Raw genomic sequence first — 18,317 nt, forward strand, 5'->3', positions numbered from 1 at the left:
TCGTATGCCCGTCGCAGGGTGGGCATACGGCCCTTTGCTGGTACACGGCCCTGGTGGCCTGAGACCGAACCTACGCGACGGGCATACGACGCACCGACCCACGCCCCCTCCCGCCGGTGGGAGGGAGCGGGTAGTTGGGGGTGCGGGCTTTTCGGGGGCGTGTGCTTTCTCCGGGCGCGGTGAGGCGCAGGCTTTTGCTTTTCAGGGGCGCGGGGAACTGCGCGACCAGCCACGACGGCGCTGCAGCCGACAACGAACCCAACCGCTCAACCGCCGGAGGCGCCCCGGTGCTGCCGAAGACGCGAAAACGCCGCCAACCCGTCCGGCACCCACGCCCACTCAGTAAGCCGCCGCTCCACCTCGGCCTCCGGCAGGAAGTCGTGCCAGGCGACCTCCTCCGGCTGAGGGTTCACCGGCGACGAGCAGAGCACCTCGTACACGGCCGACCACCAGCTCTGACCGGCCCCGTCGTCGTACAGGAACTTGAAGAGCGGGACGGGGCGGGGCAACCCGGAGACGCCCAGTTCCTCTTCGGCCTCCCGCAGCGCCGCGTCGTCGTATGTCTCGCCCGCCCCTACGACCCCGCCGACGAACATGTCGTACAGGGAGGGGAAAACCAGCTTGGTCGGGGTGCGCCGATGGATGAACAGGCGCCCCGAGGCATCGCGGACCTGGATGAACACACACCGATGCCGCAATCCCCGCGCGTATGCCTCCCCGCGGGGAGCCTGCCCGACAATCCGGTCATGCTCGTCGACGATGTCGAGGATCTCGTCAGCTGCGCTCATACGGCCATTCATACAGGGCGGGCATCCCGTACCCGCTCCTTCGGCGCCGGTGCCATCCCGCTCGGCATGGCCGGATGCAGTCCGAGAAGCACTACCCCCACCACGATCCCGGTCAGCCCGGCCGCCTCCCAGGCGAGAGCCCCCGTGTCGGTGCGCAACCGGTCCCCGAGGAATCCGACGCCGCAGGCGATCCCGGCGAGCGGCTGCGTCGCGGTCAGTGCGGGCAGTGACATTCGCAGGGGCGCGGTCTCGAACGCGCTCTGCACCAGGACGAGCCCCGTGACCCCAAGCACCAGTACCGCGTACGGCTGCCACCCGGTGACGAGCGCGGTCCAGCCGCCCTCGGAGAAGCGCTGGCCGCTCACGCGGGTGAGTGCGTCCTGCACGCCGTACAGCAATCCGGCGGCGGAGGCCAGCAGTACCGGTCCCGCACTCAGCCGCGAACGCTTCGCATACGTGGTGAGCAGCAGCGCGAGGCCCAGCATGACTCCGATGATCAACCAGTGCCGCAGCGGATCGGTGAGGGCGTCGCCGCCCTCCGGCTGCCCCGCCACGATGAACGCGGTGACGCCGCCCGCGAGCAGTACGAGCCCCGCCCAGCCCTGGCGGCCCAGCGGCTGCCGGGTCTGCCGACGGGAGAGGAGGAGCGCGAAGAGGAGGTTGGTCGCGAGCAGTGGCTCCACCAGGGAGATCTCGCCGTTGCCCAGGGCGATCGCGCCGAGGACCATGCCGGCCGTCATGAGCCCGATGCCGCCCAGCCAGCGAGGCACCCGTACGAGGTCGAGGAGCAGCCGGGGGGAGAGGAAGTCGCCCAACGGGGCGTGTGCCGCCGCGTTCTGCTGGAGGACGAAGCCGAAGCCCAGGCAGCAGGCCGCGCTGACGGCGAGGACGAGGACCAGTAGCGACACGCTGCTTACCTCAGGGTCGTCGGACGGGGACAGCCCCGGCAGCCGGGGGCGGATGTCCGGTCGACTGTAGCCGCCCCGGTTGTGTTGGCGCTGCGGGATGAGCGGCATCCGGGCAGTTGACTCGGTCACGCCGTTGCCCAAGGATCTGACCGACCAGTAACAAGGCCGAGGAGGACCTGCTCATGGCGTACGACGCAGATGTGATCGTGATCGGGGCGGGCCTCGCCGGGCTCGCGGCGACCGCGGAGCTCGTCGACGCGGGCCGCAAGGTGATCCTTCTCGACCAGGAGCCGGAGCAGTCGATCGGCGGCCAGGCGCACTGGTCGTTCGGCGGACTGTTCTTCGTGAACTCGCCCGAGCAGCGCCGTATGCGGATCAAGGACAGTCATGCGCTGGCCCTCCAGGACTGGCTGGGCACCGCCGCCTTCGACCGCCCCGAGGACCACTGGCCGCGCAGGTGGGCCGAGGCGTATGTGGACTTCGCGGCCGGTGAGAAGCGGTCGTGGCTGCACGGTCAGGGCGTGCGGTTCTTCCCGGTGGTGGGCTGGGCCGAGCGCGGCGGTTACGACGCGAACGGCCACGGCAACTCCGTGCCGCGCTTCCACATCACCTGGGGGACCGGGCCCGGACTGGTCGCGCCGTTCGAGCGGCGGGTGCGCGCCGGAGTCGCGCGTGGCCTCGTACAGCTCAAGTTCCGGCATCGGGTGACCGGGCTGTCGCGCAGCGCCGGTGCGGTGGACACGGTCACCGGCGAGATCCTGGAGTCCTCGGACATCGAGCGCGGGCAGGAGAGCAGCCGCACGGTCACCGGGGCCTTCGAACTCCGGGCCCAGGCGGTGATCGTCACCTCGGGCGGCATCGGCGGCAACCACGAACTCGTACGCGCCAACTGGCCGGAGCGGCTGGGCACTCCGCCGGAGCGGATGATCTCCGGCGTACCCGCGCACGTCGACGGCAAGATGCTCGCCATCGCGGAGGACGCGGGCGCGCATCTCATCAACCGCGACCGCATGTGGCACTACACCGAGGGCATCCAGAACTGGAATCCCGTCTGGGACAACCACGGCATCCGCATCCTGCCCGGACCGTCGTCGTTGTGGCTGGACGCGCGGGGCAAGCGGCTGCCGGTGCCGCTCTTCCCCGGCTTCGACACCCTCGGCACGCTCGAGCACATCATGAAGACCGGGTACGACTACACATGGTTCGTGCTCGACCAGAAGATCATCGGCAAGGAGTTCGCGCTCTCGGGTTCCGAGCAGAATCCCGATCTGACCGGGAAGTCCGTCAAGGACGTCATCGGGCGGGCGCGCGCCGACGTCCCCGGTCCGGTGAAGGCCTTCATGGACAACGGAGTCGACTTCGTCGTGGAGAGGGATCTGAGCGCGCTCGTCCGCCGTATGAACGCGCTCACGAAGGAGCCGCTGATCGACGAGGCCGAGCTGCGCCGCGAGATCACCGCGCGCGACCGGGAGATCGTGAACCCGTTCACCAAGGACCTCCAGGTCACGGCCATCCGCGGCGCCCGCAAGTACCTCGGCGACAAGCTGATCCGCACGGCCACCCCGCACCGCATCCTCGACCCCAAGGCCGGACCGCTGATCGCCGTACGCCTGAACATCCTCACCCGCAAGACCCTCGGCGGCCTGGAGACCGACCTCTCCTCCCGCGTACTCACCGAAGGTGGCGACCCCCTGACCGGCGTCTACGCGGCCGGCGAGGCGGCCGGCTTCGGAGGCGGCGGCGTCCACGGCTACCGCTCCCTCGAAGGGACCTTCCTCGGCGGCTGTCTCTTCTCGGGCCGAACGGCGGGCCGAGCGGCGGCGAAGGCGGTGGACTGAGCGTCAGCGAAGGCGGCGGGCCGGGGCCCGGGACCAACTCCCGGCCCGCGATGCCCGTTTCCTGAGCCGATTGACACGAGTAGCGTATTTGTCAGGCTTGACGGAAAGCGTTGGGTGGAGGTTGGCTGTGCGTGATCAGTCGCTGGCGTGATCGCGTCCTGTGAGGAAGTCCCGCGGTGTCCCCACCCCCACCTCCCCTTGGCCGCGGCCGCAAACGAGCGGCCCATGCCTTCGACGCCGCTCTCGGTGACGCCGAACTCATCGCCGCCCGCGCCGCGTTGGCGCAGGGCCGGTGGACCGCCGTACGCGCCCTGCTCGCAAAGGCCGGCGACGACTGGGACCGCCGGGGACATCGCGTCACGGTGCTCGCGCAGGAGCCCACCACCCACGCCTGGGCCCGCGACTGGCTGGTCGCCGAACCGGAGTCCGCCGATGCCACCGTCCTGCTCGCCGTGGCCACCGTGCAACGCGCCCTGCACGGCAAGGCGAAGCCGGAGCGGGCGCGCGAGGCCTGCCGTGCCGCGGCCGGGCTCGCACCCGCCGACCCCACGCCCTGGCTCGGCCTGCTGATGCTGGAGCGTCATCTCGGCGCGGAGGGTGACGTGGTGCGGCTCTTCGACGAGGTGCGGCACCGGTATCCCGATCACCATCACGCCCACCATCTGATGGCGGCCCGGCTCGCCGAGCGCCGGCCGGAAACGGGCCAGGATCCGCTGCACGAGGTCTACGACTTCGCGGCCTGGTCCGCCGAACACGCGCCCGCCGACTCGCCGCTCGCGATCCTGCCCGTCGTCGCGCACGCCGAGCGCTACCGCGTCCTTGCCGCCGCGGGCAGTGCGCCCGCCGACCCCGTGGCCTCCGGGCACTGGGTCGGCCGCCGGGCCCGCCAGGTGATGAAGGCGGCCTTCGACTGGTGGCTGGAGTGGGAGCGCGACGACCACCCGCGCAGCCACATCGACCTCAACTTCCTCGCCCACGCCAAGTTCTGCGAGGGCCGGAGCGCCGAGGCCACCGCCCTGTTCCACCGCATCGGACCGCACGCGACCCCGGCGCCGTGGTCGTACCCGGACCGGGACCCGTACAAAGCCTTCCGTGCCGCACGCGCCAGCGCGCTCGGCACGGCGTGAGCACGACCAGCGAGCGACCACTTCACATCCGAAAGGACAACCCCGCGATGACGACGGGCAGTTCGAACACCTCGAGCGCGAGCAGACCGGCAGCCGACGGCAGCGGCATCAGCACCTTCAAAGGACAGGAGCGCGCGCTGCGCGCCGACCGGCTCGGTACGGGGGGCCTGCTGCTCTCCGTCCTCGCGGCGACCGCCCCGCTCATGGTGGTCGCGGGTGTCATGCCCACCACATTCGCGGTGATGGGCATCGTCGGCCAGCCGCTGCTCTTCGTCATCCTCGGAGTGGTGCTCGTCCTCTTCAGCGTCGGCTACGCGGAGATGAGCCGCCACGTCCACAACGCGGGCGCCTTCTACGCGTACATCTCCCGCGGCCTCGGCGCCACGGCGGGCTCGGGGGCCGCGGCGGTCGCGCTGGTCGCCTACAGCGCTCTGCAGGTCGGCATCTTCGGCATCTTCGGCTTCGAGGTGTCCGGACTGTTCGGCACCTACCTCGAAGTCGAAGTCGCCTGGTGGATACCGGCGTTGGCCGCCGCGCTCGTCGTCGGCGCGCTCGGCTGGCTGAAGATCGACGTGAACGCGCGCGTGCTCGGTGTGCTGCTGCTCATCGAGGTGGCGCTCGTCGTCATCTTCGACGTCGCGGCCGTCGCCGACCCCGCGAAGGAGGGCCTGTCGCTGCACGCCTTCAACCCCGACACCCTCACGGGCGCGGGCATCGGCACCGCCCTGTGCTTCTGCATCGCCGCCTTCACCGGCTTCGAGCAGGCCCCCGTGTACGCGGAGGAGACCAGCCGTCCGCACATCCTGGTCCCGCGCGTGATGTTCCTCGCGATCGGCTTCGTCGCCGTCTTCTTCGCGCTCAGCTCCTGGGCGCTGACCGTCGCCGCGGGACCCTCGGCCATCGTGGGAACCGCGCAGAAGCAGAGTGCCGGGCTGCTGTTCTTCCTCACCGAGTCGCGGCTCGGCGAGACGTTCACGGACGTGCTCCATGTGCTGTTCGTGACCGGGATGTTCGCGGCGCTGCTCAGCTTCCACAACGTCGTCGCGCGGTACGCCTTCGCCATGGGCCGTGAAGGCCTGCTGCCCTCCGCCTTCGGCCGGACGACGGGTGCGAGCGGCGCGCCCGGCACCGGCTCGCTGCTCCAGTCGGTCGTCGCCGTGGTGGTCATCGCGGCGTTCGCCTTCGCCGACGACAAGCCGACCGGGGACCCGACCGCGCCCGTGCTGCACCTGTTCACCTGGCTCGGCAACATCGGAGCGCTCGGCGTCATCCTGCTCATGGCGGCGGCCTCGCTCTCGGTCATCGTCTTCTTCGCCCGCCGCGGCTCCGCCCGTGCACAGGCCTGGCGGCTGGCCGCCTCCGCGGTCGCGGGTGTCGCGCTGCTCGTCATCGCGGTCTACACCGTCAAGGACTTCGAGGTACTCGTCGGCGCGGGCCCCGGCTCCGCGCTGAGCTGGGTGCTGCCCGGCATCATCCTGCTGGCCGCCGTACTCGGCCTGCTCCAGGGCCTGCTGCTGCGCTCCCGCAACCCCGAGGCGTACGCCCGCATCGGACTCGGGAACGAGGCGTTCCAGCTGGACAAGGCGGCGGAGTCCGCCTCCTGAAGGCCCGCCTCCTCAAAGATCGGCGAGAACTGATTACGGATTACTGACGGGCACCCCTGACCCCTGGCCCTACGGGGCCCGGGGGTGCTCGAATCAATGAGTGAACTCGGAACAACCGACGGCGTCGGAACCGGAGGAAGGCGGCTCGCCCGTAGGGCGGCGGCTCGTGCTCGGCATGCTCGGGCTTGGCGCGCTCGGTGTGGCCGCAGCGCCCACGCTCCAGCGCGGCCTAGAGTCCTTCCTCGGCGGTGCCGCCGACAAGGACCCGACCGGACTGACCGGCCTCCTCCCCAACGGGGGCGGCTTCCGCTACTACTCGGTCGCCTCGTCCGTCCCGCACAAGAACACGGACAACTACCGCCTCACCATCGACGGTCTGGTGGACCGCCCCACCACGTACACGCTCCCCGAACTGCGCGCCCTGCCGCAGACCCGGCTGGTCCGCGACGTCCAGTGCGTCACGGGCTGGCGGGTGCCGGACACGCCCTTCGAGGGCGTACGCCTCTCCCGGCTGCTGGACGCCGCGGGGGTGCGCTCATCGGCCGGGGCGGTGCGCTTCACGTGCTTCGACGGTACGTACTCGGAGAGCCTGACCCTGTCCCAGGCCCGCCGCGCCGACGTCCTGGTCGCCCTGCGCATGCAGGACAAGGACCTGTCCCACTCCCACGGCGGCCCCGTCCGCCTCTACGTCGCCCCCATGTACTTCTACAAGTCCGCGAAGTGGCTCTCCGGCATCACCGTCACGTCGGACGTCCGTCCCGGCTACTGGGAGAAGCGCGGCTACGACGTGGACGCGTGGGTGGGCCGCTCGAACGGACGTGACGATGAGGCCACATGAGATGACGCCGCCGGCCGGTCCGGCAGCCGACGAGCCCGTCGGCTCCTTGCGCGTACGCCGCTTCACCCGTGCCGAGCGATGGGTGCACCGGGTGACGGCCGTGCTGATGGGGCTGTGCGTGCTGACAGCGGCCTGCCTGTACGTCCCGCAGCTGGCCGAACTGGTCGGCCGCCGTGCGCTGGTGGTCACGGTGCACGAGTGGTCCGGCCTGCTGCTGCCGGTGCCCGTCCTTGTGGGTCTCGCGTTCCGCGCCTTCCGCACGGACCTGCGCCTGCTGAACCGCTTCGGGCCGCACGACCGGGTATGGCTGCGCTCGGCCCTGCGCCGTGACGCCCGCCCCGCCGCCCGTCCGGCCGGCAAGTTCAACGCGGGCCAGAAGACGTACGCGGCCTGGATCGCCGGGGCGACGCTGGTGATGCTCGGCACGGGCCTGCTGATGTGGTTCACCCACCTCACACCGCTCGTCTGGCGCACCAGCGCGACCTTCGTCCACGACTGGCTCGCCCTGACGATCGGCATCGTCCTGGCCGGCCATATCGGTATGGCGCTGGCGGATCCGGAGTCGCGTCGGGGGATGCGGACGGGGTCAGTGGACCGGGAGTGGGCTGAGCGGGAGCATTCGCTCTGGCGTCCATAGGGTTCGTTGTCGGCTGCGGGCCCGTTGTGGCTGGTCGCGCCCCTGCCTCCGGCGGTTGGGCGGGTGCCTACGGGGGCGGTGGGTTCGGTTCGTGGGGCGAGTGCGGGTTCGTCGTGGCTTGTCGCGCAGTTCCCCGCGCCCCTAAAAGCAAAAGCCTGCGCCTGCAGCCACGCGTAAGCCATAACGGACCAGCCACCACGCACCCGCCACTTGCCCACCGGCGGGAGGGGGCGTGGGGAACTGCGCGACCAGCCACAAACAACCCGCACCCGACCACTAACCCTCGAAGTCCAGCAACACCTTGCAGGACTTCGTACGGTCCGCGGCCAGCGTGAAGGCCGACTCCGCCTCGCGGAGCGGGACAACCGCGCTCACCAGCCCGTCGAACCCGCGCTCCCGCGAAAGCAACGCGACCGCGTCGTCGAACTCCGCGTCAAAGCGAAACGCCCCCCGAAGCTCGATCTCACGGCTCACAACGAGGTTCCCGGCGAAGGCGCTCTGCCCCGCCGGGAGCATGCCGAGCTGGACAACGACTCCGCCGCGCCGCACGAGGCGCAGGCACGTGTCCAGGCCGGCAGCGACCCCGGAGGCCTCGACCGCGGTGTCGACCTCCGCGGGCAACCCGGAAGACGCGGGATCGTCCGCACGCACGACCGCATCCGCCCGCACGACCGCATCCGCACCAGCCACCACCGCATACTCCAGCGCCCGCGGCACCAGATCCGTGACAATCACCCGCGCGGCCCCCGCCGCCTTCGCCGCCGCGACGACGAGACAGCCGATGGGCCCCGCCCCGGTGACGAGGACGTGCTGCCCGGCCACGTCCCCGGCCCGCCGCACCGCGTGCAGCGCGACGGACAACGGCTCGGCCAGCGCGGCCCGGCGCAGCGGGAGCCCGTCGGGCAGGGCCCTCAACTGCTCGGCGGGCACGACGACCCGGGCCGCGAACCCGCCCTGAACGTGCGGCGTGCGCGCGGCGCTGCCGAGGTAGCGGGTGTCCCGGCACACGTTCCGCCGCCCGGACACGCACTCCGGGCACACCCCGCAGGGCGTCGCCGGGTGCACCGCGACAGCCGTACCCGGCGCGGGACCGTCACCCCCGGCCCCGTACGAGACCACCGTCCCCACCACCTCGTGCCCCAGCACCATCGGCTCCCGCAACCGGAAGTCCCCGACGCCGCCGTGCCGCCAGTAGTGCAGATCGGAGCCGCACACGCCGCCGTAGCGAACGGCGACGAGCGCCTCGCCGGGGCCCGGTGACGGGGTCGGCAGTTCGTCGACCCGCAGGTCTCCCTGGCCGTGGATCACGCAGCCGAGCATCGCGAAAGCCCCTTTCACAGGACGCTGGTCATGCCGCCGTCGACGTACAGAATCTGCCCGCTCACGAAGTCCGCCGCGGGCGAGGCGAGGAAGAGCACCCCGCCGACCAGGTCCTCCGTACGGCCCCAGCGCCCCGCGGGCGTACGTCGCCGCACCCATGCGCTGAACTCCGGGTCGTCGACGAGCGGTTGGGTGAGCTCGGTCTCGATGTAGCCGGGACCGAGCCCGTTGACCTGTACGCCGTACGACCCCCAGTCCGCGCACATGCCCTTGGTGAGCATCTTCAGCGCGCCCTTGGTGGCGGCGTACGGTGCGATCCCGGGCCGTACCACCTCGCTCTGCAGCGAGCAGATGTTGACGATCTTGCCGTGGCCGCGCTCCGTCATCCGCCGGGCGGCTTCCCGGCCCACCAGGAACGCGCTGGTCAGGTTGGTGTTGAGGATCCGGTGCCAGTCGGTGTCCGTGAACTCCAGGAGCTGGGCCCGCAGTTGCATCCCGGCGTTGTTGACGAGGATGTCGAGCGGGCCCACCCTCTCCTCGATGTCCGCGATCCCGGCTGCCACCGACGGCCCGTCGGTCACGTCGAAGGCGGCGGTGTGGATGGCGTCGCCGGGCAGTTCCGCCGCCGCCTTCGCGAGCCGCGATGTGTCCCGGCCGTTGAGCACCACCGTGCAGCCGGCCTCCGCCAGGCCGCGGGCCAGTGCGTGTCCGATGCCCCGGCTGGAGCCGGTGACCAGCGCCGTACGGCCGCTGATGTCGAAGAGGGGATGACTCATGCTCGTACTCCTGACGGGCGCTAGATGACGAGTGACAGCAGCAGGACAACGCCTCCGGCGACCACCGAGATGAGGGTCTCCATCACCGACCACGTCTTGATCGTCTGGCCGACGTCGAGGCCGAAGTACTCCTTCACCAGCCAGAACCCGGCGTCGTTGACATGGCTGAAGAACAGCGAACCGGCACCGATCGCCAGCACCAGCAGCGACGTGTGCGCGGTCGACATGTCGGCCGCGAGCGGCGCGACGAGGCCGGCCGCCGAGATGGTGGCGACGGTCGCGGAGCCGGTCGCGAGCCGGATCGCCACCGCGATCAGCCAGGCGAGCAGCAGGGCGGGTATCGACCAGTCCTCGGATATGTCCAGGATCATCTGGCCCACACCGGAGTCGATCAGCGTCTGCTTGAAGCCGCCGCCCGCGCCGACGATGAGCAGGATGCCCGCGATCGGGCCGAGGGACTTCTCGACCGTCGTCGAGATCCGGTCCTTGGTGAAGCCGGCCGCCCGGCCAAGGGTGAAGATGCCGACGAGCACGGCCGCGAGCAGCGCGATCAGCGGGGAGCCGACCACGTCGAAGACGCGCTGCACCATGTCCTCGGGGTCGTCGATGACGATGTCCACCAGCGCCTTGGCCAGCATCAGCACGACCGGCAGCAGCACGGTGGCGATGGTGGCGCCGAAGCCGGGGCGCTTCTCCAGGTCGTCGGAGGTGCGCTGCGGGATCATCTTCTCGGGGGCGGGCACGTCCACCCAGCGGGCCGCGTACTTCGAGAACATCGGGCCCGCGATGACCACGGTCGGGATGGCGACCAGCAGACCGAGAGCGAGGGTGACACCGAGGTCGGCCTTGACCGTGTCGATCGCGACGAGCGGGCCGGGGTGCGGCGGGATCAGACCGTGCATCACGGACAGGCCCGCGAGCGCCGGGATGCCGATCCGCATCAGCGAGTAGTTGCCGCGCTTGGCCACCATCAGGACGACCGGGATCAGCAGCACGATGCCGACCTCGAAGAACAGCGGCAGCCCGATCACCGAGGCGATCAGCACCATCGCCCACGGCATCGAACGCCCGCCCGCCTTCGCGAGGATCGTGTCGACGATCTGGTCCGCGCCGCCGGAGTCCGCGAGCAGCTTGCCCAGGATGGCACCGAGCGCGATGAGGACACCCACGCCGGCGACCGTCGAACCGAGGCCGGCGCTGAAACTCTCGATGGCCTTGTCGAGCGGCGCCCCGGCGATGGCGCCCAGTGCCAGCGTCCCGATGGTCAGCGCGAGAAAGGCGTGCAGCTTGAACTTGGTGATGAGCAGGACGATGACGGCGATGCCCGCCAGAACGGCGATGCCCAGCTGCGCATGACCCGCCGAGGTGATCGGCTCGGGGTCCGCTGCCAGCATCTCGACGCTGAGACTGGTCACGGTGCTCTTCCTTGAGTGGCTTGGGGGGAGGGGAGTTGAGGGCAGGGGGAAGTTGGGGGAGGGAGTTGCTGCTTGAGGCCGCGGAGTTACCGGTCGAGGCCGCGGAGTTACCCGTCGAGGCCGCGCAGAGCGGTCACGGCCCGCTCGGCGATCTCCTCGGGACTGCCGGCCACATTCACGGCGACACCCGCCTCGTCCGACTGGAGCGGCTGGAGGGTGGCGAACTGGGAGTCCAGCAGCGCCGTCGGCATGAAGTGCCCCTGACGGTGCGCCATGCGGTCCTCGATGAGCTTGCGGTCACCCGTGAGATGCACGAAGACGACTCCGGGAGCGGAGGCCCGCAGGCGATCGCGGTAACTCCGTTTCAGCGCGGAGCAGCTGACCACCCCTCCGAGACCGGCCCGCCCGTGCGCCCACCGGCCGATGGCGTCCAGCCACGGCCTGCGGTCCTCGTCGGTCAGCGGCGTCCCGGCCGACATCTTGGCGATGTTGGCCTCGGGGTGGAAGTCGTCGCCCTCGGCGTACGGCACGCCGAGCCGGTCGGCGAGCAGGGGACCGATGGTGGTCTTGCCGGTGCCTGCCACTCCCATGATCACGACGACATGGGGGGACTGCGGTTGATTCATCGTGCTCTCGCTGTCTTCTTCGACATCGGACGGTCGACGCAGGGATGAGGGATGTACGCCGAGTGCCGTGTGCCGCATCCGTGCACGACACTGAAACGCATTAGGTCATACGAGTTCAAGAGTCTGTGACATAAAAGTCTGACTTTTTCTTCCCTCGCCGTGCCTCGTAGGCTGAACCTCATGAGCACACCGGGCCGGGGGCTGCACGGCCATGTACTGGAGAGCCTCGGTCCTGCGATCACGGCTGGTGAGTACCCACCGGGCAGCGTTCTGCGCACCGACGAGTTGGCGCAGCGCTTCGAGGTGTCGCGGTCCGTGATGCGCGAGGCCGTCCGCGTCCTGGAGTCGATGCACCTGGTCGAGTCCCGTCGCCGGGTCGGCGTGACCGTGCTCCCCGACTCCGAGTGGAACGTCTACGATCCGCAGGTCATCCGGTGGCGTCTCGCGGGCGCCGACCGGCCGCGCCAGCTGCGCTCGCTCACCGTGCTGCGCTCCGCCGTCGAACCGGTCGCCGCGGGCCTGGCCGCGAAGCACGCCACGGCCGAACAGTGCGCCGAACTCACCGAGTGCGCCCTGGGTATGGTCGCCACCTCACGCGGCCATCAGCTCGAGAAGTACCTCGTGCACGACATCGCCTTCCACCGGGTCGTCCTCAACGCGTCCGGCAACGAGATGTTCGCCCGCCTCGGCGACGTGGTGGCCGAGGTCCTGGCGGGCCGCACCCATCACCGGGTCATGTTCTGGGACCCCGACCCGGCCGCCGTCACCCTGCACGTCCAGGTCGCGGAGGCGGTACGGGAGGGCGACGCGGACCGTGCGGAGGAGCTGACCCGGGAGATCGCGGTGGGCGCGCTCCAGGAGCTGGACATCCTGGCGCCTCCCGCTAGCTGATGAACTCCCCGTCCACGTACACCCACGCCCCGTCGACCCGCTCGAAGCGGCTCCGCTCGTGCAGCGAGCCGCCCGCGTAGCTCGCGCGGAAGGTGACGGTGCCCGTCGTGTGGAACGCCGACCCCTCGCTCGTGCCGAGGATCTCCAGGCCCGTCCACCGCATCCCCGGATCGAACTCCACCCGCGGCGGCCGCGTCCGCGGATGCCAGGTCCGCAGCAGGTACGCCTCGTCGCGCTTCACGAACGCGCTGTACCGCGACCGCATCAGATCCTGAGCGGTGGGTGCCACCGCCTCACCCCGGTGGAACCGGCCACAGCAGATTACATATGTCCGTTGCAGACCACAGGGGCAGGAAGCGGGCTGAACCGGACGGTCGGGCCGCTGTCGACCGGGGCGGGAAGTACGTCGGGGCATGCTCCTATTCTGCGGCAACGCTCCTCTGTGCCAGAGCTGTGGATCATCCGCCGTGACACGCGGGCACGGCGTGCGAGTTGCGTGGAACCGCCTTCACGGAACCCTCCCTCGCGCTGGCCTGAACCTGCCTTGTTGTCCGAAAGCCGAGCGCTTCAGGCTGGGTACGCACTACGCATCAGGAGTCACAAGCACATCGCTTGACCCGGATGGCAACCGTCCGGGCACTGACGGGGGACTGATGGGGTGCGCGTGCCCCGTCGCATGCACCACGCGCGGGACGGGCCGACGCGCGCTGCACCGCACCACCTCCTTCTGCCGCCTCTTGGTGCCTTTCACCTGGTGCCCGAGAACGGATTAGGGATTAGGAGGGGGAATGCCGATGAGCGCGGTGAACACTGCCAGGCCGACGTATCCCGGCGTCTACGTCGAGGAGCTTCCCAGCAGCACCCGGACCATCTCGACCGTCACCACCTCGGTGACCGCCTTCGTGGGGCACACCCGGCGCGGTCCGCTGAACGAGCCGGTACGCGTCACGAGCTTCACCGACTTCGAGCGCCGCTTCGGGGGCTTGAGTTCGCAGAGCGCCGTCGGCTACGCGGTGCACCAGTTCTTCGGCAACGGCGGCACCGTCGCTGTGATCGTGCGCGTCGCCAAGGCGGGCAGCGGCAAGTCCGCAGGCGTGACCCTGGAGTCCACCGAGGGCCACAGCGAGAGCGCGGTCCTCGAAGTGCACGCCAAGGAACCGGGCGTGTGGGGCAACGGCCTGCGGGTCGCCGTCGACTACGACACGCCCAGCCCTGACGAAACGTTCAACCTGCGGGTGTACGACGCCAAGGGCGAGGCCCGCGAGAGCTTCACCGGCCTGTCCATGAACGCTTCGCACGGCCGGCACGCGCCGACCGTGATCAACGCGGGGTCGCGACTCATCCGCGTCGAGGCCGTAGGCGAGGGCCGCCCCGATCCTTCCGGCACCGTCTCCAAGCCTTTCGGACAGGAACTGCCCGACCTGGCCGTCGACTTGACGGTGAAGATCGGCGAGGTCGAGCGCGAGTTCACGCTGTACGACCCGGACGCGGACGGCGAGGCGCCCAGCGGCGTCACCGAACTCGCCCTGCTCCTGGAGCGCAAGCTGCGGGCGCTGCCCGACGCGCCCGGCAAGCACGCCTTCGCGGGCGCCGAGGTCACCGCCTTCGGCAAGCGCCTCCAGGTCGTCGCGGGCTCCACCGATCCCGAGGACGTCGTCCGCTTCGTCGGCGAGTGCGCCAACGACCTGGGCCTGGAGGCCTCCGTCAACCCGCCCGTCTTCCCGCTGGAGGACGGCGAGGACGGCGAGGCGCCGGGACCGCACGACCTCATCGGCGGCGAGGCCGACAAGTCCGGCATCCAGGCCCTGCGCGGCGTCTCCGACGTCAACCTGCTGGTCCTGCCGGAGCTGGCGTCGTACGAGTCGACCCAGGACATGGTCACGGTCGTCTCGGCGGCCCAACGGCTGTGCCAGGAGCGGCGGATCTTCCTCCTCGTCGACGCGCCCGGCAACTGGGTCAGCGTGGACACCGCCCGTGCCGGGCTCGCGGCCTTCGACGCCGTACGCGGCAACCACGCGGGCCTGTACTTCCCGCACCTCCAGCTCACCGACCCGCTCACCGGGCGGCTGCGCTCCTTCCCGCCGTCCGGCGCGGTCGCTGGCGTCTACGCGCGCACCGACTCCGAGCGCGGCGTGTGGAAGGCGCCGGCCGGCACCGAGGCCCGGCTCGCGGGCGTCCACTCCCTCACGGTCAACCTCACCGACCGCGAGACCGGACTGCTCAACCCGCTGGGCGTCAACTGCCTGCGCACCTTCCCGATGGTCGGCCCGCTGGTGTGGGGCGCCCGCACCCTGGAGGGCTCCGACGCGCTCGACAGCGAATGGAAGTACGTCCCCGTGCGGCGGCTCGCCCTGCACGTGGAGGAGAGCCTGCAGCGCGGGCTGCAGTGGGTCGTGTTCGAGCCCAACGACGAGAACCTGTGGCAGCAGATCCGGCTCAACGCCTCCTCGTATCTGCACAACCTCTTCCGTCAGGGCGCCTTCAAGGGCGGCACGCCGCGCGAGGCGTACTTCGTCAAGTGCGACCACGACACCACGACGGACGAGGACATCGAGAACGGCGTCGTGAACGTGCTGGTCGGCATCGCCCCGGTCAGGCCCGCCGAGTTCGTGATCGTCAGGATCCAGCAGACATCCGGGCAGTTCGAGCTCTAGGGAAGCTTCGCTCCAGGGAATCTTGAGGAAATTCGATGGCTGAGTTCACTGTCAACGCCCATCGCTTCGACCCGTACAAGAACTTCAAGTTCCTCGTCCTGTGGGACGGGCGTACGGTCGCGGGCATCAGCAAGATCAGTCCGCTGAAGCGGACCACCGAGGTCGTCAAGCACCGGCACGGCGGCGACCCCAGCTCCCCGCGCAAGTCGCCGGGGCGCTCCGAGTTCGAGGGCATCACGCTGGAGCGCGGGGTCACCCACGACCCCGAGTTCGACCGCTGGGCCAACAAGGTCTGGCAGGTGGGGGCGGGCCTCGGGTCCGAGGTGTCCCTCGCCGACTTCCGCAAGGACATCGTGATCCAGGTCCTCAACGAGGCCGGCCAGGTGGCCGTCTCGCACAAGCTCTACCGGACCTGGCCCAGCGAGTACCAGGTCCTCGGTGAGATGGACGCCAACGCCAACGCGGTGGCGATCCAGTCGCTGAAGCTCGAGTGCGAGGGCTGGGAGCGGGACTACGAGGTGTCCGAGCCGGAGGAGCCCTCGTTCCTCAACCCCGCCTGAACAGCGGCGAGTTGAACGGTACGACTGGAACGTGAGCACGACGGCCCCTGCCGCGGCGGGCGGGGCACGGATCGGGGGCGGGCATGGCGATCACTCGGGCGGCTGACCTCCTGGCCACCTGGGAGGCGGGACTTGCCCAGGCGCCCTCCGGACGTGCCCTGCTGCTGCACCGCGCCGCACGCCCGGACACCGGCGGCGAGACGCTGTCCTCGCTGCCGGTGGGCGAGCGTGAGGCGGATCTCCTCGCGCTGCGCCGCGCGCTGTTCGGCGAGCGGATGCAGGTACGCCTCGAATGCGGCGCGTGCGGTGAGGACATGGAGTTCGACCTGGACGCCGGGGAGTTCGCCCGGTCGATGGGCGTGCCCGCCGAACCGCTGGTCCGGGTCGTCGAGGACGGCTGGGAGGTCGAGTTCCGGGTGCCGGGCGTCGCCGACCTGACGGCGGCTGCCCGGCAGCCGGACCCCCGGCGGGCCCTGCTCGCACAGTGCGTCGTCTCGGCGGCGCGCGAAGGGGAGACCGTCTCCGCCGACGCACTGCCCGAGGCAGTACAGCGCCGGCTCGCCGAGGCGGCGCAGGCGGCCGACCCGGGCGCCGACGTGACGCTCAACGTCAGCTGTCCCGAGTGCGGCGCGGCCACCCGTGCCGAGCTCGACATCGCCTCCTACCTGTGGACCGAACTGGACGCCTGGGCACGGGACGTGCTCCTCGACGTCCACCTGCTCGCCACCGCGTACGGCTGGAACGAGCCGGAGATCCTGGCGCTCAGCCCGCTGCGGCGCCGCTACTACCTGGAGCTGTGTGCAGATGTCTGACTCCTTGGGAGGACCGGGAGGACCGGACAAACCGGGAGGACCGGGAGGACCGGGAGGACCGGGAAGGCAGCCTGTGGAGCCGTCCCGGGCGCCCGACTTCTTCGACCGGCTGCTCGCCCGGCACGCACCGGCCGTCGCGCCGCGCTCCGGCGTGGTGCGGGTACGGCCGCGACTCGCCGGTCCCTTCGAGCGGGTGGAGGCGGTACGGGCCGGTACGCCGGAGCCGGGCGAGGCGGAGCCGCTGTGGCCCTCCTCCGCTCAATCCCCGGCATCGGAGGGGGACTTGGCGCGCCCGGCGACGCGTGAGGTCCAGTTCCGTACCGAGCGCGAGCGGACCGTCGTACGGACCGAGCGGGCGCCGTCCGAGCAGGCCGCTCCCCGGCCGGCCGCGCGCACCGAGCCCGAGGTGCCGCTGCTCCGCCCCGCCGTGCCGGTGACGCCGGGGCCGCGGCCCGCGCCCGACTCCGCACGGCGGACGGCCGGAGGCGATGACGCGCGGCGGCCCGCCCCCCGGAGCGCGGCGCCCGTGCCCCACCCCTCGGGTGCGGACGCCGCTTCCCGCGCCGCCGTGTCCGCCGCGCTGCGCCCCAGCGCGGCGGACACGGCGGCAGCACGGGACGCCGTACGCCAGGCGGCGGGCAGGCGGTCGGCGCGCGGCGCCGAGCAGGTGGTGCAGGTGCAGATCGGGCGCCTGGAGGTGACGGCGGCCGGTTCGTCCCCGGGCGCCGCGAGCCGGCGGCCCGCTGCCGAGCGGCGCCCGGCGGCGGCCGTGAGCCTGGCGGAGTACCTGGAGCGGGGGCGCGAGTGAGGAACGTACGACGCACCAAAGGGACTTCAGAGCGACTGAGGACCAGAGGGACCGAGGAACCGACGCCATGAGCAACGCACTCGCCATCGCCCACGTCACCCAGGCCCTCGCCCTGCTGATCGAGGCCAATCTGCAGCCCGAGATCGACATGGCCGTCAAGGTCGAGCCGCGCAAGCCGCCGGCCGACCCGCCGACGGATCCCACCATCACCGTGTTCCTGTACCAGGTCACGCCCAACACGTCGCAGCGGAACAACGACCTGCCGACCCGCGCGTCCGACGGCACGCTCCTCAAGCGGCCCGCCGCGGCACTGGACCTGCACTTCGTGATCAGCGCGTACGGCGAGGAGACCGAACTGGTCGGCCAGCGGCTGATCGGCTCAGTGGTGCGCACGCTGCACGAGATACCCGTCCTGCCGAAGGACATCATCGAACTGGCACGTGAGCGGCCCTATCTGGAGGGGAGCGACCTGGCCGAGGCGGCACAGCGGGTGCGGTTCACGCCGACGGTGATGGACATCGACGAGACCTCGAAGCTGTGGGGGATGTTGCACCAGACCCCGTACTCGCTGTCGGTGGTGTACCAGGCGGCTCTCGTCTTCATCGAGGGCCGCGAGAAGCCCGTCCCGGCGAAGCCGGTGGAACGGCAGACGGTACGGGTGCTGCCGTTCGGGGCGCCCGGGGCGCCGGCGGAGCCGAGCGGGGCGGGGACGCCC

At 70.8% G+C, this 18,317-nt stretch carries 18 protein-coding genes; 11 read left to right on the top strand and 7 right to left on the bottom strand.

Going from position 1 to position 18,317, the window contains the following annotated elements; all coding sequences use genetic code 11:
- Positions 1-266: 266 nt before the first annotated feature.
- Entirely contained in the window at positions 267-788 is a 522-nt protein-coding gene (locus G5C60_RS39955; RefSeq protein ID WP_165267196.1) for an NUDIX hydrolase, read from the bottom strand.
- An 8-nt stretch (positions 789-796) separates the two neighbouring features.
- Entirely contained in the window at positions 797-1,696 is a 900-nt protein-coding gene (locus tag G5C60_RS39960; protein WP_165267198.1) for a DMT family transporter, read from the bottom strand.
- Between the two features lie 182 nt (positions 1,697-1,878).
- Here G5C60_RS39960 and G5C60_RS39965 point away from each other — a divergent pair, with 182 nt between their 5' ends.
- The 5 genes from G5C60_RS39965 to G5C60_RS39985 all read left to right on the top strand — a co-directional run bounded on the left by G5C60_RS39965 (position 1,879) and on the right by G5C60_RS39985 (position 7,740).
- On the top strand, positions 1,879-3,534 hold the full coding sequence (locus G5C60_RS39965; RefSeq protein ID WP_165267200.1) for an FAD-binding dehydrogenase: 1,656 nt from the start codon (positions 1,879-1,881) through the stop codon (positions 3,532-3,534).
- A 176-nt stretch (positions 3,535-3,710) separates the two neighbouring features.
- A complete protein-coding gene (locus G5C60_RS39970) occupies positions 3,711-4,661 on the top strand; it encodes a hypothetical protein (RefSeq protein ID WP_165267202.1) in 951 nt (316 codons plus the stop codon).
- Between the two features lie 47 nt (positions 4,662-4,708).
- Positions 4,709-6,265 (top strand): APC family permease, encoded by a 1,557-nt coding sequence (locus G5C60_RS39975; RefSeq protein WP_165267204.1) that lies wholly within the window; start codon positions 4,709-4,711, stop codon positions 6,263-6,265.
- A 100-nt stretch (positions 6,266-6,365) separates the two neighbouring features.
- A complete protein-coding gene (locus tag G5C60_RS39980; protein ID WP_165267206.1) occupies positions 6,366-7,103 on the top strand; it encodes a molybdopterin-dependent oxidoreductase in 738 nt (245 codons plus the stop codon).
- 1 nt (position 7,104) lies between these two features.
- Positions 7,105-7,740 carry a cytochrome b/b6 domain-containing protein gene (locus tag G5C60_RS39985; RefSeq protein WP_165267229.1) on the top strand — a complete coding sequence of 212 codons (636 nt, stop codon included), beginning with the start codon at positions 7,105-7,107 and terminating at the stop codon, positions 7,738-7,740.
- Between the two features lie 276 nt (positions 7,741-8,016).
- Here the strand turns inward: G5C60_RS39985 and G5C60_RS39990 are convergent, their stop codons facing one another.
- The 4 genes from G5C60_RS39990 to G5C60_RS40005 form a co-directional block, all read right to left on the bottom strand.
- Positions 8,017-9,060, bottom strand: a complete 1,044-nt coding sequence (locus tag G5C60_RS39990; RefSeq protein ID WP_165267208.1) for an L-idonate 5-dehydrogenase — start codon at positions 9,058-9,060, stop codon at positions 8,017-8,019.
- A 14-nt stretch (positions 9,061-9,074) separates the two neighbouring features.
- Positions 9,075-9,836 (bottom strand): SDR family oxidoreductase, encoded by a 762-nt coding sequence (locus G5C60_RS39995; RefSeq protein ID WP_165267209.1) that lies wholly within the window; start codon positions 9,834-9,836, stop codon positions 9,075-9,077.
- A 20-nt stretch (positions 9,837-9,856) separates the two neighbouring features.
- Positions 9,857-11,251, bottom strand: a complete 1,395-nt coding sequence (locus G5C60_RS40000; protein WP_165267211.1) for a GntT/GntP/DsdX family permease — start codon at positions 11,249-11,251, stop codon at positions 9,857-9,859.
- 107 nt (positions 11,252-11,358) lie between these two features.
- The gene (locus G5C60_RS40005; RefSeq protein ID WP_165267213.1) at positions 11,359-11,877 is read right to left on the bottom strand and encodes a gluconokinase; all 519 of its coding nucleotides are present in this window, start codon (positions 11,875-11,877) and stop codon (positions 11,359-11,361) included.
- Positions 11,878-12,057: 180 nt separating this feature from the next.
- Between G5C60_RS40005 and G5C60_RS40010 the strand changes: the two genes are divergently transcribed.
- Positions 12,058-12,768, top strand: a complete 711-nt coding sequence (locus tag G5C60_RS40010; protein WP_165267215.1) for a FadR/GntR family transcriptional regulator — start codon at positions 12,058-12,060, stop codon at positions 12,766-12,768.
- On the opposite strand, the gene G5C60_RS40015 is transcribed toward G5C60_RS40010, so the two are convergent.
- Positions 12,761-13,183 carry a YchJ family protein gene (locus G5C60_RS40015; protein WP_165267217.1) on the bottom strand — a complete coding sequence of 141 codons (423 nt, stop codon included), beginning with the start codon at positions 13,181-13,183 and terminating at the stop codon, positions 12,761-12,763. The genes G5C60_RS40010 and G5C60_RS40015 overlap by 8 nt on opposite strands.
- Positions 13,184-13,556: 373 nt before the next feature.
- On the opposite strand from G5C60_RS40015, the gene G5C60_RS40020 reads away from it, so the two are divergent.
- The 5 genes from G5C60_RS40020 to G5C60_RS40040 form a co-directional block, all read left to right on the top strand.
- Positions 13,557-15,422 carry a phage tail sheath family protein gene (locus tag G5C60_RS40020; RefSeq protein ID WP_165267219.1) on the top strand — a complete coding sequence of 622 codons (1,866 nt, stop codon included), beginning with the start codon at positions 13,557-13,559 and terminating at the stop codon, positions 15,420-15,422.
- A gap of 35 nt (positions 15,423-15,457) precedes the next feature.
- The gene (locus G5C60_RS40025; RefSeq protein WP_165267221.1) at positions 15,458-15,982 is read left to right on the top strand and encodes a phage tail protein; all 525 of its coding nucleotides are present in this window, start codon (positions 15,458-15,460) and stop codon (positions 15,980-15,982) included.
- A gap of 83 nt (positions 15,983-16,065) precedes the next feature.
- A complete protein-coding gene (locus G5C60_RS40030) occupies positions 16,066-16,794 on the top strand; it encodes a T4 family baseplate hub assembly chaperone (protein ID WP_165267223.1) in 729 nt (242 codons plus the stop codon).
- 73 nt (positions 16,795-16,867) lie between these two features.
- A complete protein-coding gene (locus tag G5C60_RS40035) occupies positions 16,868-17,602 on the top strand; it encodes a hypothetical protein (protein WP_165267225.1) in 735 nt (244 codons plus the stop codon).
- A 67-nt stretch (positions 17,603-17,669) separates the two neighbouring features.
- Positions 17,670-18,317 (top strand): Pvc16 family protein (locus tag G5C60_RS40040; RefSeq protein WP_165267227.1); only part of this gene is annotated, 648 nt, incomplete at its 3' end.

Source organism: Streptomyces scabichelini (assembly GCF_011045015.1).
In the GTDB taxonomy this organism is placed as follows: Bacteria; Actinomycetota; Actinomycetes; order Streptomycetales; family Streptomycetaceae; genus Streptomyces; species Streptomyces scabichelini.

Bases quoted from the DNA above. Each gene is read 5' to 3' on its own strand.
- G5C60_RS39955 (WP_165267196.1), bottom strand. From the start codon at position 788: ATGAGCGCAGCTGACGAGATCCTCGACATCGTCGACGAGCATGACCGG.
- G5C60_RS39965 (WP_165267200.1), top strand. From the start codon at position 1,879: ATGGCGTACGACGCAGATGTGATCGTGATCGGGGCGGGCCTCGCCGGG.
- G5C60_RS39975 (WP_165267204.1), top strand. From the start codon at position 4,709: ATGACGACGGGCAGTTCGAACACCTCGAGCGCGAGCAGACCGGCAGCC.
- G5C60_RS39985 (WP_165267229.1), top strand. From the start codon at position 7,105: ATGACGCCGCCGGCCGGTCCGGCAGCCGACGAGCCCGTCGGCTCCTTG.
- G5C60_RS39990 (WP_165267208.1), bottom strand. From the start codon at position 9,060: ATGCTCGGCTGCGTGATCCACGGCCAGGGAGACCTGCGGGTCGACGAA.
- G5C60_RS39995 (WP_165267209.1), bottom strand. From the start codon at position 9,836: ATGAGTCATCCCCTCTTCGACATCAGCGGCCGTACGGCGCTGGTCACC.
- G5C60_RS40005 (WP_165267213.1), bottom strand. From the start codon at position 11,877: ATGAATCAACCGCAGTCCCCCCATGTCGTCGTGATCATGGGAGTGGCA.
- G5C60_RS40010 (WP_165267215.1), top strand. From the start codon at position 12,058: ATGAGCACACCGGGCCGGGGGCTGCACGGCCATGTACTGGAGAGCCTC.
- G5C60_RS40015 (WP_165267217.1), bottom strand. From the start codon at position 13,183: ATGCCCCGACGTACTTCCCGCCCCGGTCGACAGCGGCCCGACCGTCCG.
- G5C60_RS40020 (WP_165267219.1), top strand. From the start codon at position 13,557: ATGCCGATGAGCGCGGTGAACACTGCCAGGCCGACGTATCCCGGCGTC.
- G5C60_RS40025 (WP_165267221.1), top strand. From the start codon at position 15,458: ATGGCTGAGTTCACTGTCAACGCCCATCGCTTCGACCCGTACAAGAAC.
- G5C60_RS40030 (WP_165267223.1), top strand. From the start codon at position 16,066: ATGGCGATCACTCGGGCGGCTGACCTCCTGGCCACCTGGGAGGCGGGA.